At 49.9% G+C, this 15,602-nt stretch carries 11 protein-coding genes; 10 read left to right on the forward strand and 1 reads right to left on the reverse strand.

Going from position 1 to position 15,602, the window contains the following annotated elements; translation table 11 throughout:
• The first annotated feature begins 28 nt into the window (after positions 1–28).
• The 9 genes from bamA to tilS all read left to right on the forward strand — a co-directional run bounded on the left by bamA (position 29) and on the right by tilS (position 12,339).
• Positions 29–2,509, forward strand: coding sequence for an outer membrane protein assembly factor BamA (bamA, locus tag B5P39_RS04770; protein WP_088210647.1), 2,481 nt, complete (start codon positions 29–31; stop codon positions 2,507–2,509).
• Positions 2,510–2,574: 65 nt separating this feature from the next.
• Positions 2,575–3,072: an OmpH family outer membrane protein gene (locus B5P39_RS04775; protein ID WP_011623384.1), complete on the forward strand. Its 498-nt coding sequence runs from the start codon at positions 2,575–2,577 to the stop codon at positions 3,070–3,072.
• A 3-nt stretch (positions 3,073–3,075) separates the two neighbouring features.
• Positions 3,076–4,101 carry a UDP-3-O-(3-hydroxymyristoyl)glucosamine N-acyltransferase gene (lpxD, locus tag B5P39_RS04780; RefSeq protein WP_088210648.1) on the forward strand — a complete coding sequence of 342 codons (1,026 nt, stop codon included), beginning with the start codon at positions 3,076–3,078 and terminating at the stop codon, positions 4,099–4,101.
• Positions 4,102–4,133: 32 nt separating this feature from the next.
• Positions 4,134–4,598: a 3-hydroxyacyl-ACP dehydratase FabZ gene (gene fabZ, locus B5P39_RS04785; RefSeq protein WP_041412686.1), complete on the forward strand. Its 465-nt coding sequence runs from the start codon at positions 4,134–4,136 to the stop codon at positions 4,596–4,598.
• Positions 4,595–5,365: an acyl-ACP--UDP-N-acetylglucosamine O-acyltransferase gene (lpxA, locus tag B5P39_RS04790; RefSeq protein ID WP_011717682.1), complete on the forward strand. Its 771-nt coding sequence runs from the start codon at positions 4,595–4,597 to the stop codon at positions 5,363–5,365. Before fabZ ends, lpxA begins: the two co-directional genes overlap by 4 nt.
• A 116-nt stretch (positions 5,366–5,481) precedes the next feature.
• Positions 5,482–6,639 carry a lipid-A-disaccharide synthase gene (gene lpxB, locus B5P39_RS04795; protein ID WP_088210649.1) on the forward strand — a complete coding sequence of 386 codons (1,158 nt, stop codon included), beginning with the start codon at positions 5,482–5,484 and terminating at the stop codon, positions 6,637–6,639.
• On the forward strand, positions 6,639–7,268 hold the full coding sequence (rnhB, locus tag B5P39_RS04800; RefSeq protein WP_088210650.1) for a ribonuclease HII: 630 nt from the start codon (positions 6,639–6,641) through the stop codon (positions 7,266–7,268). The genes lpxB and rnhB overlap by 1 nt, the downstream gene beginning before the upstream one ends.
• Before the next feature lie 117 nt (positions 7,269–7,385).
• Positions 7,386–10,862, forward strand: a complete 3,477-nt coding sequence (gene dnaE / locus B5P39_RS04805; RefSeq protein WP_088210651.1) for a DNA polymerase III subunit alpha — start codon at positions 7,386–7,388, stop codon at positions 10,860–10,862.
• 79 nt (positions 10,863–10,941) lie between these two features.
• A complete protein-coding gene (gene tilS, locus B5P39_RS04810) occupies positions 10,942–12,339 on the forward strand; it encodes a tRNA lysidine(34) synthetase TilS (RefSeq protein ID WP_088210652.1) in 1,398 nt (465 codons plus the stop codon).
• A gap of 50 nt (positions 12,340–12,389) precedes the next feature.
• On the opposite strand, the gene dgcS is transcribed toward tilS, so the two are convergent.
• Positions 12,390–13,280 carry a diguanylate cyclase DgcS gene (dgcS, locus tag B5P39_RS04815; RefSeq protein ID WP_088210653.1) on the reverse strand — a complete coding sequence of 297 codons (891 nt, stop codon included), beginning with the start codon at positions 13,278–13,280 and terminating at the stop codon, positions 12,390–12,392.
• A gap of 170 nt (positions 13,281–13,450) precedes the next feature.
• On the opposite strand from dgcS, the gene B5P39_RS04820 reads away from it, so the two are divergent.
• The gene (locus B5P39_RS04820) at positions 13,451–15,397 is read left to right on the forward strand and encodes a monovalent cation:proton antiporter family protein (RefSeq protein ID WP_088210654.1); all 1,947 of its coding nucleotides are present in this window, start codon (positions 13,451–13,453) and stop codon (positions 15,395–15,397) included.
• Positions 15,398–15,602 lie beyond the last annotated feature (205 nt).

Below are 15,602 nucleotides of genomic sequence, written 5' to 3' on the forward strand. Positions count from 1 at the left end.
AGGACAGACTAATAATTAGAAGTGCTCTATGAGATTGAATAAACTTTTTGCCTCGATGTTATTCGTCGGTGCGTCGTTTTCAGGGACTGTGTTGGCGGATACGTTCCAACCCTTTGAAGTGACCGACATCCAAGTTGAAGGTTTGCAGCGAGTCGCACTGGGTGCTGCCTTGTTAAGCTTACCAGTGAAAGTGGGTGACACTGTTGACCAGTTAAAAATTCAACAAGCCATTAAAAGCCTGTATGCATCGACTAACTTTGAGAACATCTCAGTCAGTCATGATGGCGGTGTGTTGATTGTTAAAGTCACTGAGCGACCAACGATCAGCGCCGTGACCTTTGAAGGCAACAAAGACATTAAAGATGAGCAGTTACAGGAAAGTCTGGACGGCTCAGGCGTGAAAGTCGGCGAGTCCTTAGACCGTACTATGCTGACGGGTATCGAGAAGGGATTACAAGACTTCTACTACGGTGTGGGTAAATACGGTGCGAAAGTCGAAGCGCAGGTGATTAACTTGCCCCGTAACCGTGTCGAACTCAAATTCAAGTTCACCGAAGGTTTAGCGGCTGAAATTCGCCAAATTAACGTGGTTGGTAACAAAGAGTTCACCGATGCTGAGCTTATCGGCATGTTAGAGCTTAAAGACTACGTGGCCTGGTGGGATCTGTTCGGTGAGCGTCGCTACCAGAAGCAAAAGCTGCAAGCTGACCTTGAAACCATTAAAACCTATTACCACAACAAGGGTTATATTCGCTTTGAAGTCACCTCGACTCAAGTGGCGATGACGCCTGACCGTAAAGGTTTGTATATCACCATCAACGTCAACGAAGGTGAGAAGTACAAGGTTAAAGACGTTAACCTCACTGGCGACTTAATGGGCCGTGAAGAGTTAATGAAATCGATTCTGCCAATTAAGGCGGGCGATATGTACAACGGCGGTGATGTGACCTTCACCGAAGAGATGTACAGCAAATACTTAGGTCGTTTCGGTTACGCGTATCCTGAAGTGAAAACCTACCCTGAAATTGATGATAAGACCAAGGAAGTGACCGTAAACATCAATATCAAACCGGGTAAACGTGTGTATGTCCGTTCGGTTAACTTCACCGGTAACACAGTGACTAAAGACGAAGTGATGCGCCGCGAGCTGCGTCAGATGGAAGGTGCTTGGTTAAACTCGGCGCAGGTTGAGCAATCAAAAGCCCGTCTAAACCGTTTAGGCTTCTTCGAGACCGTCGACACTGAAACCATTCAAGTGCCGGGTACCGACGATTTAGTCGATGTGGCTGTTAAGGTTAAAGAGCAACCATCGGGCTCATTTAACGCCGGTGTGGGTTATGGTACTGAATCGGGTCTAAGTCTGCAGTTTGGTGTGCAGCAAAATAACTTCCTCGGTACGGGTAACCAAGCGGGCGTGAGTTTAAGCACCAACAAGTATTCTAAGAACGTAAACTTATCTTATACCGATCCTTATTGGACCAAAGATGGTGTGAGCTTAGGTGGTAGCGTTTACTGGAACGAGTTCGATGCGAACGAAGCTAACCTTGAGCGCTATAAAAACAGCTCCTACGGTGTGGCATTAAACTCTGGCTTCCCAATTAACGAATACAACCGTATCAACGGTGGTATTGGCTATCGTCATAACACGATTTCAGAAATTTCTGCCTACGAACAGGCACTGCGTTTCTACAATATCTACCGTGAAGATGATCCTAATGCCGATTTAAGCTTCGATAACTTCGAGCTCAGCTTAGGCTGGTACCGCAGCACCTTAAACCGTGGCACCTTCCCAACGGACGGTTCGTCACAGCGTTTAAGCGGTAAAATGACAGTACCAGGCTCGGATCTGCAGTACTTTAAGACTGACTTCGATACTAACTATTATTTCCCTATCACCCGCAGCCACAGTTTTGTGCTGTTAGCACGTGGTCGTTTAGGTTATGGCAACGGTTACGGTCAATTTAATGATAATGACCAAATCCTGCCATTCTGGGAAAACTATTACTCGGGCGGTAGTACCTCACTGCGTGGCTTTAAGTCTAACTCGGTCGGTCCTCGTTCATTCTATCTCTTCCGTGGTAGTGAGCCATGTGCGCCGGATCCATCGGGTGACGGTTGTAGCTTACCGGGCGATCCAAACAGTATTCAGGTCAGTTCTGGTCGTTCAATCGGTGGTAACGCGATTGCAACCGCCAGTATGGAGCTGATTGTGCCAACGCCATTCTTGGATGAGGCCTACACTAACTCTGTTCGTACCAGCTTCTTCGTCGATGCGGGTAACGTATGGGATACTGAGTTTGATTTCGCTAAGTATCAAACGTTGCCAGCGGAAGAGTTTGATAAGTTGCAGGACTACAGTGACCCAGGTCGTATCAGAGCCTCTTGGGGGGTAAGCTTACAGTGGCTGTCTCCTATGGGACCTATGGTATTCAGCTTGGCATGGCCGATTAAAGAATACGAAGGCGATCAAACAGAGATCTTCTCGTTCAATATTGGCAAAACTTTTTAAAAGGCATACACTCGGCAGGTTTTGCTGAATATAACAAAGGTAACAAGGAGTCTATTTTGAACAAGATGGTAAACCGTGCCCTGGTGACGTTGGCTTTATTAGGTGCACCTTTAGCGGCGCAGGCAGAAAATATTGCTGTTGTTGATATGGGCGCTGTGTTTGAACAGTTACCTCAACGTGAGCAAATCTCCCAATCTCTGAAATCAGAGTTTGGTGATCGCATGGCTGAAGTTCAGAAAATGCAAGAAGAAATGCGCTCTCTGATGGAGAAGCAGCAACGTGACGGCGCGTTAATGAATGACACGCAAAAAACTGAGCTGGTTCGTAAAATGGAAGCGTTAAAATCTGAATATCAGCTAAAAGGTAAAGCGTTGGATGAAGACTTACGTCGTCGCCAAGGTGAAGAGCAAAACAAACTGTTAGTTAAGGTTCAAAAAGCCATTAACACTATCGCTGAAAAAGAAAAATACGATTTAGTTTTACAGCGCGGTGCCGTCATTTATGTTAAGCCAAATGCTGACATCAGTGGCAAAGTGGTTGAAGCCTTAAGCAAAGGCAAGTAATTAATGAAAAGTGTGACTTTAAAAGAGCTAAGCCTGTTATTAGATGGCGTTGTCCAAGGTGATGAAACGTTAGTGATCAACAGCGTTGCGACACTTGAACATGCCCAATCGGGTCAAATCTCTTTTTTAGCCAACAGCAAATACCGTGCTCAGCTTGAGTCAACTCAAGCGAGCGCGGTGTTATTGTCGGTTAAAGACGCGCAGGACTATTCAGGCACTGCGTTAGTTGTTAAAGACCCCTATGTGGGGTTTGCCCGTGTGGCACAGTTTTTAGATACCACGCCCAAGGCGGCCGTGGGTATCCATCCTTCGGCGCAAATCGACTCTTCTGCCCAGTTAGGCGAAGGTGTAGCGATTGGTGCCAATGTGGTGATCGGCGCGAATGTGATCCTCGGCGAAAACGTGCAGATTGGTGCGGGCTCTGTGATTGGTCAAGACTCTATCGTAGGCTCTAATACGCGTCTGTGGGCCAATGTGACCCTCTATCATAACGTTCATTTAGGCCAAGATTGTATTATCCATTCCGGCGCCATTATTGGCTCCGACGGTTTCGGTTACGCCAACGAGCGTGGACAATGGATTAAAATTCCACAAACCGGTGGTGTACGCATTGGCGATCGCGTCGAAATCGGTGCGAACTCAACCATCGACCGTGGGGCTTTAGGTCATACCGAGATCCATAACGGTGTGATCATCGACAACCAAGTACAGGTTGCCCATAACGATATAATTGGTGAAAATACCGCGATCGCTGGCAGCACGACCATTGCTGGCAGTGTAACCATTGGTAAACATTGTATTATTGGTGGTAACTGCGCGATTGCAGGCCACTTGACCATTGCCGACGGTGTCCATCTTTCTGGCGCGACAAACGTTACAGGTAACATGCGTGAGCCTGGTTTGTATTCTTCTGCGACAGTGGCAATGGAAAACAAAGTGTGGCGTAAAAATACAGTTCGCTTCCGTCAATTGGATGAACTGTTTCAACGTGTGAAAACGTTGGAAAAGAATTCAAATACACCAGAGTAATTGCCCCAAGGCAATTTTGAGGAACTAGGTTCGTGTCTAATCAAATGAACACTATGGATATTACGGAGATCCTTAAGTATCTACCCCATAGATATCCATTTTTATTAATCGATCGCGTTTTGGATTACACCCCAGGTGAGAGTCTCCATGCGATTAAAAACGTGACGATTAATGAACCCTTTTTCCAGGGACATTTCCCTGTTCAGCCTGTGATGCCCGGCGTGCTGATTTTAGAAGCTATGGCACAGGCCACTGGTCTGCTCGCGTTTAAGACCATGAGTGACGATGTACCGCCTCCTGGTGTGTTGTACTATTTTGCTGGTATCGATAATGCACGTTTTAGACGTGTGGTTGAGCCTGGCGACCAAATCCATTTTGAAGTCAAAATGATTAAAGAGCGCCGCGGGATTGGCGTTTTCTATGGTGAGGCCAAAGTGGATGGTGAAGTGGTTTGTTCCGCTGAAATCATGTGTGCCCGCAGAGAGATTAATCAGTGATAGATACATTAGCGTTTGTGCATCCCGATGCAAAAATTGGTAAAAACGTCACCATAGGCCCATGGAGTTATGTGGGCGCGGGTGTCGAGATTGGCGACGATTGTTGGTTAAGCTCCCACGTAGTGGTGAAGGGGCCAACCATTATCGGTAAAGGCAACCGTATTTTCCAATTCGCCTCCGTGGGTGAAGAATGCCAAGATAAGAAATACGCTGGCGAGCCGACTCGACTCATTATTGGCGATAACAACGTTATCCGTGAACATGTGACCATTCACCGTGGTACGGTTCAAGATAATAGCGAAACTCGTATCGGCTCTAATAACCTGTTTATGAACTACGTGCATATCGCCCATGACTGTGTGGTCGGTAATAACGTGATTATGGCTAACAATGCCTCTATCGCAGGCCATGTGCATGTGGGTGACTGGGCGATTCTCGGTGGTATGACTGGGGTTCACCAGTTTGTGCATATCGGTGCCCACGCCTTTACCGCGGGTTGTTCGTTATTGCTACAGGATGTGCCACCCTTTGTGATGGCGGCGGGACAACCTGCCATTCCTCGAGGCTTAAACAGCGAAGGTATGAAGCGCCGTGGTTTCTCAAAGGAGAGCCAATTAGCGGTACGCCGTGCCTATAAAACCTTATATCGCAGCAGTTTAACTGTTGATGAAGCGATTGAAGCGCTTGCCGAAGATGCGCAGAACGATGAGCAAGTTAAGTCGTTCATTGAGTTTGTTAAATCATCGGGTCGCGGCATTATTCGTTAAGAGTCCTAGACTCTACACTATGCCATTCATAGGCACTGCTCGTAATATTCTGCTTTAGACAATGCCATGGCAGAGATGCGCTGCGGTGCCATTCACTTGTCAGATATGATTGGTTTATGAGCAAAAAATCTCAATTAGTGTTTGCAATGGTCGCCGGAGAACTCTCCGGCGATATTTTAGGTGCAGGTTTAATGGCTGCACTGCAAAAAACACACCCCAACGCCCGTTTTGTCGGTATTGGTGGACCTCGAATGGAAGCCCTAGGCTTCGAATCTCTGTTCGCGATGGAAGAGTTAGCCGTGATGGGGATAGTCGAAGTGCTATCACGCTTGCCACGCTTACTCCACGTGCGCTCATCCCTAATTAAGTCCATCACCGAGCTTAAGCCCGATTGTTTTATTGGTATCGATGCACCGGATTTTAATATTGGTCTTGAGCTTAAGTTAAAGGCGCAGGGAATTAAAACCGTTCACTACGTGAGCCCTTCGGTATGGGCATGGCGCCCTAAGCGTATTTTTAAAATCGCTAAGGCCACCAATATGGTGCTGTCGTTATTGCCCTTTGAGAAGGCCTTTTACGATAAACATCAGGTGCCTTGTACCTTTGTTGGCCATACCTTGGCTGACGATATTCCGTTAGAGAGTGATAAAGCGAGCGCCCGTCAACTGCTTGAGCTCGATCCTGATGCCGAATACCTCGCGATTTTACCCGGCTCACGCGGCGGTGAATTAAAGCAATTGGCCGAGCCTTTTGTGAAGGCTGCGCTACTTATCAAACAGCAATTTCCCGATATTCGCTTTGTGACGCCTTTAGTGAACCAAAAGCGCCGTGAGCAGTTTGAGCAAGCATTAAAAGCGCATGCACCGGATCTGGAAATCCACATGGTGGAAGGCAAGTCCCGTGAGGTGATGGCCGCCGCCGATGGCATTTTACTGGCGTCGGGCACGGCAACACTTGAGGCCATGCTGATCAAACGTCCTATGGTGGTGGCGTATCGCGTGAGTCCGCTGACCTATCAGATAGCGAAAACCATGATGCAAGTGAATCGTTTCTCACTGCCGAATCTGTTAGCGGGGCGAGATGTAGTGCCAGAGCTTATCCAGCACGATTGCACGCCAGAAAAGATTGCCGCTGCGGTTGGCGTTGAGCTGAACCGCGACTTTGCGCCAATCAAAGCCGAGTTTGAGCGTTTACATCACATGCTGCGCTGTGATGCCAGTCAAAAAGCGGCAGAGGCGGTGCTTGCACTCGTCGATGCTAAGGATGTGAACTAATGGCGGTATTTAAGACGTTGACCGACGCCGATATTGCCACCTTCTCAACAGGTTTAGTGGCGGGGGTGGATGAAGTTGGCCGTGGCCCACTTGTTGGCGATGTGGTCACCGCTGCGGTGATCCTCGACCCCAATCGTCCCATTGCTGGCTTAAATGATTCTAAAAAACTCAGCGAGAAGCGCCGTGAGGCCCTGTTCGATGAGATTTGTGAAAAAGCCTTGAGTTATCATGTGGGGCGGGCCAGTCCTTTGGAAATCGATGAGCTGAATATCCTCCATGCCACAATGCTTGCGATGCAGCGTGCGGTAGCGGGGCTTACACGTGCGCCCGAGTTAGTTTTAGTCGATGGTAATCGCAGCCCGGCGTTTACGCACCAGGGGCTGACTCTGACCAGTCATAGCATAGTCAAAGGTGATGGCCTGATTGCGAGTATCAGTGCGGCGTCGATTATTGCCAAAGTCACCCGCGATCGGGAGATGGATGCCCTCGATGCCGCTTACCCCCAGTATGGATTTGCTAAGCATAAGGGGTATCCGACTAAGGCGCATTTTGACGCCATCGCCGAGCACGGCGTGTTCGACCAATATCGTAAAAGTTTCAAACCCGTCAAGGCATTACTGGAGCGTTAACACCGATTGAGTGTTTTCACTTCAGCTTGAGAGCAAAGTCACTAGCCCAAGGGCTGTGACTTTGTTAGTCTGCTTTTTTAGTGATTGTTAACCTGCTATTCAAAGATAATTCTAATTATGTCCGATCCTCGTTTTGTGCATCTTCGTGTCCACAGTGACTTTTCTATGTCCGATGGTGTGGCTAAGGTCAAACCCATCCTCGCCCAAGTTGAGGCGAAGGGCATGGCCGCGGTGGCCTTAACGGATCAAAACAACCTCTGTGGTCTGGTCAAGTTTTATGGTGGCTGCCATGGGGCGGGGATTAAGCCTATTATCGGCGCGGACTTTTGGATGCAAGTGCCGGGGTTTGATGGTGAGTTTTGTGCCTTAACCATTATTGCAATGAATAATGATGGCTATCAAAACCTCACTCAAATCATCAGCCAAGCCTATTTACGTGGCCATGTTCAAGGACGCGTGGTGATTGACCAAGAGTGGCTGGTCACCTACAACGAAGGCATTTTACTGCTGTCTGGCGGTCGAGAAGGGGACGTAGGTAAGGCGCTGCTTAAGGGCAACAATACTCAAGTCGAGTCCTTATGCGAGTTTTATCAGCAGCATTTTGAAGGGCGTTATTACCTCGAGTTATTGCGTACGGGGCGCACCGATGAGGAGCGTTACCTGCATATGGCGGTGGTACTGGCGCAGGAAAAGGGCATCCCTGTGGTGGCCACCAATCAGGTGGTGTTTTTAAAACCTGAAGACTTTGAGTCCCATGAGATCCGTGTGGCAATTCACGATGGTTTTACGCTCGCCGATCCCCGCCGTCCTAAAAAATACAGTGAGCAGCAGTACCTTCGCAGTGAAGAGGAAATGTGCGAGCTGTTTGCCGACATTCCGGCCGCGCTCGAAAATACCGTTGAAATTGCCAAGCGTTGCAACGTTACCATCCGCTTATACGAATATTTCTTACCGAACTTCCCCACCGGCGATATGTCGATTGAGGATTATCTGGTTGATTGCTCTAAGAAGGGGCTTGAAGAGCGTTTAGAGTTCTTATTCCCCGATCCACAAGTGCGCGCTGAGCGCCGCGGTGAATATGACGAGCGTCTCGATGTCGAGCTTAAGGTTATCAACCAGATGGGCTTCCCCGGTTACTTCCTGATCGTAATGGAGTTTATCCAGTGGGGTAAGGATAACGGCATTCCCGTGGGGCCAGGCCGTGGCTCGGGTGCGGGCTCGCTTGTGGCCTATGCCCTAAAGATTACCGACTTAGACCCCCTCGAATTCGACCTGCTGTTCGAACGTTTCTTGAACCCAGAGCGGGTATCTATGCCCGACTTCGACGTCGACTTCTGTATGGATAGACGCGATGAGGTGATTGACCACGTGGCAGAACTCTACGGCCGTGAGGCGGTATCGCAGATCATTACCTTCGGTACCATGGCGGCCAAGGCGGTTATCCGCGACGTGGGTCGTGTGCTTGGCCATCCCTATGGCTTTGTGGACCGCATTTCGAAGCTGATTCCGCCAGAGCCTGGTATGACACTCGCCAAGGCCTTTGAGGTGGAGCCTGCGCTGCAGGAGTCCTACGATGCCGATGAGGATGTGAAAGATCTTATCGACATGTGCCGTAAGCTCGAGGGTGTGACCCGTAACGCCGGTAAGCACGCGGGGGGCGTGGTGATTGCGCCCACCAAGATCACCGACTTCTCGCCGCTTTACTGCGACGCCGAAGGTAAAAACCCTGTGACCCAGTTCGATAAGAACGACGTGGAAACCGCTGGCTTAGTCAAATTCGACTTCTTGGGATTAAGAACCCTCACCATCGTCGACTGGGCGCTGGAGATGATCAACAAGGTGGAGGTTAAAAACGGTCGTCCACCAGTGCGGATTGAGGCGATTCCCCTCGACGATCCAGCTTCGTTCCGCTTGCTGCAACGCTATGAAACCACTGCGGTATTCCAGCTCGAATCCCGTGGTATGAAGGATTTGATTAAGCGTCTGCAACCCGACTGTTTCGAAGATATGATCGCACTCGTGGCACTGTTCCGCCCGGGGCCCCTGCAATCGGGCATGGTGGATAACTTTATCGAGCGTAAGCATGGTCGTGAAGAGGTGTCTTATCCCGATTCTCAATACCAGCATGAATCCTTAAAGGAGCTGTTGTCGCCCACCTACGGCATTATTTTGTACCAAGAGCAGGTGATGCAGATTGCGCAGGTGCTATCGGGTTATACCTTAGGTGGCGCTGACATGCTGCGCCGTGCTATGGGTAAGAAAAAGCCTGAGGAGATGGCTAAACAGCGCGGTACCTTTAAAGAAGGGGCGATTAAGAACGGCGTCGATGGCGAGTTGGCGATGAAGATCTTCGACTTAGTGGAAAAGTTTGCGGGCTACGGCTTTAACAAATCCCACTCCGCCGCGTACGCGCTCGTGTCCTATCAAACCCTGTGGCTCAAGACTCACTTTCCCTCGCAGTTTATGGCGGCGGTAATGTCCGCCGATATGGACAACACAGATAAAATCGTCACCTTAGTGGATGAATGTGAGCGTATGGGACTCACCATTATTCCGCCGGATGTGAACAAAGGTCTGTTTAAGTTTACCGTCGATGATGATCTGCGCATCGTCTATGGCATCGGCGCCATCAAAGGTGTGGGTGAGGGGCCAGTTGAATCGATTTTAGAGGCGCGTAAGGACGGCCCCTTTAAAGATTTATTCGACTTTTGTGCCCGTATCGATCTTAAAAAGCTTAACAAGCGGGTGATTGAAAAGCTTATCTGCGCTGGCGCCTTAGATGCGCTTGGGCCGCACCGCGCCTCTATGATGGCCACCTTGCCCGAGGCAATAAGCGCCGCCGATCAGCACGCTAAGGCCGAGGCCATCGGCCAGCATGATATGTTTGGTCTGCTCAATAGCGACCCAGAGGACAGCAAGCAGCAGTTTGTCGAATGCACTCCGTGGCCCGATAAAATTTGGCTCGAAGGGGAGCGTGAGACCTTAGGTCTATATTTAACCGGTCACCCGATTAATCAATACCTTAAAGAGCTTAAGCATTACACTTCTGGGCGCTTAAAGGACGTGCACCCAACCGATCGCGGCAAAACCGTGAAGGCGGCAGGCCTTGTGGTGGCAACCCGAGTGATGCTCACTAAGCGTGGCTCGAAAATGGGTCTGCTGACGCTAGATGACAAGAGTGCACGCCTTGAGGTGATGCTCTTTACCGAAGCCTTTGAGAAGTTTAACCATCTGCTCGAGAAGGACAGGATCCTGATCTGCGAAGGTGAAGTAAGCTTCGATGATTTTGCCGGTGGCAACCGCATGACGGCGCGTAACATTATCGATATCAGCGAGGCGCGTAGCCACTTTGCCAGCGCCTTAGAAATCGATTTAGACGCCTCGCAACTAACGCCAAGCGTGCTCGAAAGTATCGAGCAGTCAATAAGCCCATGGCGCAATGGTGCCGTGCCCGTGGTGATTAACTACAGTCAAGCCCAGGCCAAAGGCCAATTTAGGTTGGCGGAAAATTGGCGAGTGAACCCAAGCGATGAATTGGTGTTTGCCCTTGAGAGCCTGCTTGGGCCTAATAAGGTGCGGATCCTGTTCCCCTAATCGATAACCTGACAAAGACTTGGGGTTGGCAGGGGATAATTGAGCATCAGCGTGTGATGGATTTTATAGGGTGAGTGCAATGGCTGCGGTGGAACTGAGTGCCCATATAGCGCGATTTTTAGCGAGCTTACCGCTGCAAGCGGGGAGCAAGTTAGTCCTCGCTTACAGCGGCGGCGTCGACTCCGAAGTGCTCGCCTACGGTTTGAGTGAATTCGCCAAACATCACCCCGAGTTTCATTATCAGCTGATTTATGTGCACCATGGCTTGAGCCTTAATGCCGACGCTTGGGCCGAGCACTGCCAAACTCGCGCCGCCAACTATGGTTTACCAATCACGGTCGAGCGAGTACAACTCACCCTCGGGCCGAGAGTGAGTGTTGAGGCCGAGGCGCGAAAAATGCGTTATCAGGCGATATTGCAGCACCTTAAGCCTCAGGATGTGCTGCTGACCGCCCACCATGAAGACGACCAACTCGAGACGCTTCTACTCGCCCTCAAACGCGGTCAGGGCCCCAAAGGGTTAGCCGCCATGGGGCAAATCCAAATGCTCCCACTCGGCGAGCAGGGGGCTTGCCTGCAAGTGCGTCCCTTGCTCGATATTAGCCGTGAGCAGATTGAAGCTTTCGCCCAGACCCGGCAGCTAGTGCATATCGAAGATGAAAGTAATCAAGACGATAAATACGATCGTAACTTTTTACGCCTCGAGATTATCCCACGCCTAAAAGCACGTTGGCCCAGTATCGCCACCACTGCAAGTCGCAGCGCCCAGCTTTGCGCCGAGCAGCAGGCCATAGTGGATGCCGAGGTGAGTGAGCGTTTACCTAAGCTGTTAACCGAGGCACCCTTTACTCAGCAAACCGTGCTTAAGCTTGATGCGCTCTCTACGCAAACCAGCGAATGGCAAGGATTACTGCTGCGGGGCTTTATCGAATCCCAAGGCTTTGCATTGCCTTCCTATGTGCAGTTACTGCAAATCCTGCAGCAGTTAATGGGGGCAAAAGAGGATGCCAAAGTACAGATCCAGATTGGTGACTGTGTGCTGCGCCGCTTTGCCGGCATGCTTTATCTGGATAATGTAAACATTGCATCCGCCGCACCGCGAATCACAGCGGACGAACTGCATCAAGATATTCTGGCTTTACTGACTCAAGCATCAACAAGGCTTGAAGATAAGATTGCACCATTTTCTTTAGCTACCGCAGGCCCTCGGCTGCGATTACCCAAGGCAGGTGAGGTGGTGAGCCTGCGTTATCAGTTACCGGGTCAATTTCGCTGTCAGCCGCATTTTCGCGATAAGGGACGCGAGCTTAAAAAACTCTGGCAAGAATGCGCTGTGCCGCCATGGTCACGTGCTGATGTAGGGTTCTTGTTCTATAACGAGCGTTTAGTGATGGCGCTAGGACTCTGGGTCGAAAAGGCATTTTGTGCCCAAGGGGATGATGTCGGGCTGAAGTTTGATGGGCATGTAATTGGATAGCAAAGCCTATTTGCCATGCTTTATCGCTAGTGAGCAGCATCCATGCTCGATTAAGACAATTGGGCTGGGCTTAACTTGTAGCAATTACGGCCCGAGGCTTTGGCTTGATACAAGGTTTTATCAGCCTGTTCATAGAGTTGTTCGGCTTCCATAGTGTCGCTCGCCTCAGCCGCTCCTAGGCTGCTGCTCACGCCAAATTGATGGAAACTCGCATGGGCATTGGTTGCTGTGACGATACGTTCGCACAGTAAACCCGCCGCATGAATATTGCCTTGCACTATCACCACAAACTCGTCGCCTCCGATACGGAAGGCCTGATCGGTACTGCGGATACTGCTGCGGATAATGTCTCCAAACTCCTTCAAAATATAATCACCACATTTGTGACCATACCTATCGTTAAGCTGCTTAAAATTATCCAAATCCAATACGATAAGTGATACCGCACCCTGTTTTCTGTGGGCTCTGGCCACCGCATTTTTCAAACTTTGAGTGTAATAATGACGATTGCCAAGGCCGGTGAGGGAATCGAACATCGCCTGCATCGACATCTCTTGATACTGCATGGCATTTAATAATGGTTGCAGCAGTAAGGGCTCAATCTCTTGCAGGATAATGGTTTGCGAAGGTGTGAGCGGCGTCAGCAGTTGATACTGCAGTGTAAGTGGGGTGCCGCCACAGATGATCTGTCGTTTCAGACTGATCCCATAACGTTTGCCCCAGCTTAATTTTTGTTGCTCGGCTTGCAGGCGAACACCTTGGACGGGCAAATGTTGTCCTAGCACTTTGCCGTAGCAGGCAAAGACGGTCCGCGGATCTAGGCTGGCATGCAGTTGCTGGATCACTTGAACTAAATCCAATGACGACGTTGTTGGGCTATACGCCTCTGTTTGATAGTTATAATCGTCTGGATACAAGGTTGTCGCTAAGCCAAAGTCCATTATGTTTACCCCAGCAAATGAAATGGCAATTGGAACTATTGTCCATATTAAGCAATATATGTGCCGTGTTGTTTGCTAATAAAATTTGTCTTTGTATGTCACTCAGTTAAGCTTAAAGCGCACTCCCTTATTTTTGACACGCCAGTTATTTGACAGGAGTTATCGAGCCTATGGAGCATGGTTTCTTGATCCAAGTTCTCCTTATGTTGCTGATCGCCATCGTCGCGATTGCCTTGCTGCGGCGTATCGGCTTGCCGGTGATTTTGGCGTATTTATTAACCGGAGTGGTAAGTGGGCCCAGTGGATTCCACTGGTTTACCCAGCAGCAAATGCAGTCCGTCGCCGAACTTGGGGTTGTGCTCTTGATGTTTACGCTGGGACTCGAGTTTTCGGTGCCAAGATTGTGGGCCATGCGCAGAACCGTATTTGGATTAGGTAGCGCGCAGGTAATTGTCACCACAGTACTCACTATGTTGGTTGCCTTAGCCTGTGGCTTGAATGGCATAGAATCTTTAGTCATAGGCGCGGCAATTGCACTTTCTTCCACCGCAATTGTGCTCAAACTGCTCAACGAGCAGGGCTGGCTTAGGCGCCGCCATGGCGAGCTGTCGGTCAGTGTGTTGTTATTTCAGGATTTAGCCGTCGTTCCTCTGCTTATTTTGCTGCCATTACTCGGGCAGAATGATGAGCCCTTGATGTTAGCGGCAATCGTCTTGGCGCTACTAAAGGGGATTCTTGCTTTCTTCTTGCTAATGGCCTTAGGTAAATGGGCTTTGCCTCGACTGTTTGATGAGGTGGCAAGATCCCGCTCCAATGAACTTTTTGTACTTTCGACGCTGGTGGTGGCCTTAGTTACGGGGGCCTTTACCCAGTGGTTAGGCTTGTCGATGGCGCTCGGCGCCTTTATGGCGGGAATGTTGCTCGGTGAGAGTCAGTACCGCCGCCAGCTAGAGGCGGATATTCGGCCGTTTCGCGATTTACTCATGGGGCTGTTTTTTATCTCCATCGGCATGATGCTCGATTTCGCACTGGTGATGCAATTCTGGTGGCAGATTTTACTGATCTTGCTCGCCGTTGTGGTTGGCAAAGCGCTGATTGTCCATAGTTTATTGCGACTGGTCGGCGAGCCGTTTCGGATTGCTATCAGCACGGCTTTGAGTCTGGCTCAGGTCGGCGAATTCAGTTTTGTGGTATTAGCCCTGGCGGTCAGTTATGGGTTATTGAGCAATCAGCTCAGCACTATGCTGGTGATGGTTGCGGTATTGTCGATGAGCATTGCCCCTTGGTTGGTGCGCCATAGCGTGGATATTGCCAAGTGGCTGTTAGGGATCCGCCAGTCGGGGCATGTGGATGAAGTGGTGCCGATTATTACCGAGGATCACGATCTGGTGGTGATTTTAGGTTATGGCCGCGTTGGCCAAACCATAGCCCGGTTTTTAAAGACAGAAGCCGTGCCCTATTTAGTACTCGATCTTGACCCCACGCGGGTATCTGAGGCGCGCCGGGCAGGGGAGCCGATTTATTTTGGCGATGTGTGTAAGCGGGCGATCCTTAAGCAAGTAGGGATTAAACACGCCAAAATGATCGTTATTACCTTCTGCGAGACCCGCAGTTTAGAAGAAGCCTTACCCCTGTGTAAGCAATTGGCGCCAGACGCTAAAATCCTCGTTAGAACCCGCGATGACAGTGAGTTAGACATGCTGCAAAAGGCGGGGGCGAATCAGGTGATCCCCGAAACCTTAGAGGGCAGTTTGATGTTGGTCTCGCAGGTGCTGCATCAATGCGGTGTACCGTTGGCGCGGATCCTTAAGCGGTTGGAGTCGGAGCGGCGCAACCATTATCAATTTTTACACGGTTTCTTTTCCGGTACCGAAACCGACTTTACCTTAGAGTCGCTCCACGCCGTGCTGTTACACCGCGGCGCGGATGCCGTGGGTAAGCAAGTGGCGGATATTGACTGGGAGCTGCTACGGGTAGAGTTAAGAGCCATCCGCCGCAGTGGCGCCGAAGTTGAACATCCTGCGCAGGATTGGGTCTTTCGCGCGGGTGATATTTTACTGATTGTGGGTAAGCCCAGAAGGCTTGAAAAAGCCGAGGCTAAGCTATTGCATGGATAGCTGTATGGTTGCTTAGGTAGTGACATCACGACTGGCAAAAGCAGCCGCAATCTTAACTTATCAACTTGCTCGTCGAGCACATTGGGTTAACCGTTCGTTATCCGCTTATTCTTCTGAGAGTTTTTGCCGGGCTGAGGCGCTATGCTGGCAAACACCAATTGCAATGATTCGTTACGTTATAAAATTGTTGCTTAACTGTGGTGGT

Origin of the sequence: Shewanella sp. Shew256 (assembly GCF_002196695.1) — a bacterium.
In the GTDB taxonomy this organism is placed as follows: domain Bacteria; phylum Pseudomonadota; class Gammaproteobacteria; order Enterobacterales; family Shewanellaceae; genus Shewanella; species Shewanella mangrovisoli.

What these genes read in the sequence shown, in the direction of transcription:
- tilS (WP_088210652.1), top strand. Translation starts at nt 10,942, where the DNA reads ATGGCTGCGGTGGAACTGAGTGCCCATATAGCGCGATTTTTAGCGAGC.
- bamA (WP_088210647.1), top strand. Translation starts at nt 29, where the DNA reads ATGAGATTGAATAAACTTTTTGCCTCGATGTTATTCGTCGGTGCGTCG.
- dnaE (WP_088210651.1), top strand. Translation starts at nt 7,386, where the DNA reads ATGTCCGATCCTCGTTTTGTGCATCTTCGTGTCCACAGTGACTTTTCT.
- B5P39_RS04775 (WP_011623384.1), top strand. Translation starts at nt 2,575, where the DNA reads ATGGTAAACCGTGCCCTGGTGACGTTGGCTTTATTAGGTGCACCTTTA.
- B5P39_RS04820 (WP_088210654.1), top strand. Translation starts at nt 13,451, where the DNA reads ATGGAGCATGGTTTCTTGATCCAAGTTCTCCTTATGTTGCTGATCGCC.
- dgcS (WP_088210653.1), bottom strand. Translation starts at nt 13,280, where the DNA reads ATGGACTTTGGCTTAGCGACAACCTTGTATCCAGACGATTATAACTAT.
- rnhB (WP_088210650.1), top strand. Translation starts at nt 6,639, where the DNA reads ATGGCGGTATTTAAGACGTTGACCGACGCCGATATTGCCACCTTCTCA.
- lpxD (WP_088210648.1), top strand. Translation starts at nt 3,076, where the DNA reads ATGAAAAGTGTGACTTTAAAAGAGCTAAGCCTGTTATTAGATGGCGTT.
- lpxB (WP_088210649.1), top strand. Translation starts at nt 5,482, where the DNA reads ATGAGCAAAAAATCTCAATTAGTGTTTGCAATGGTCGCCGGAGAACTC.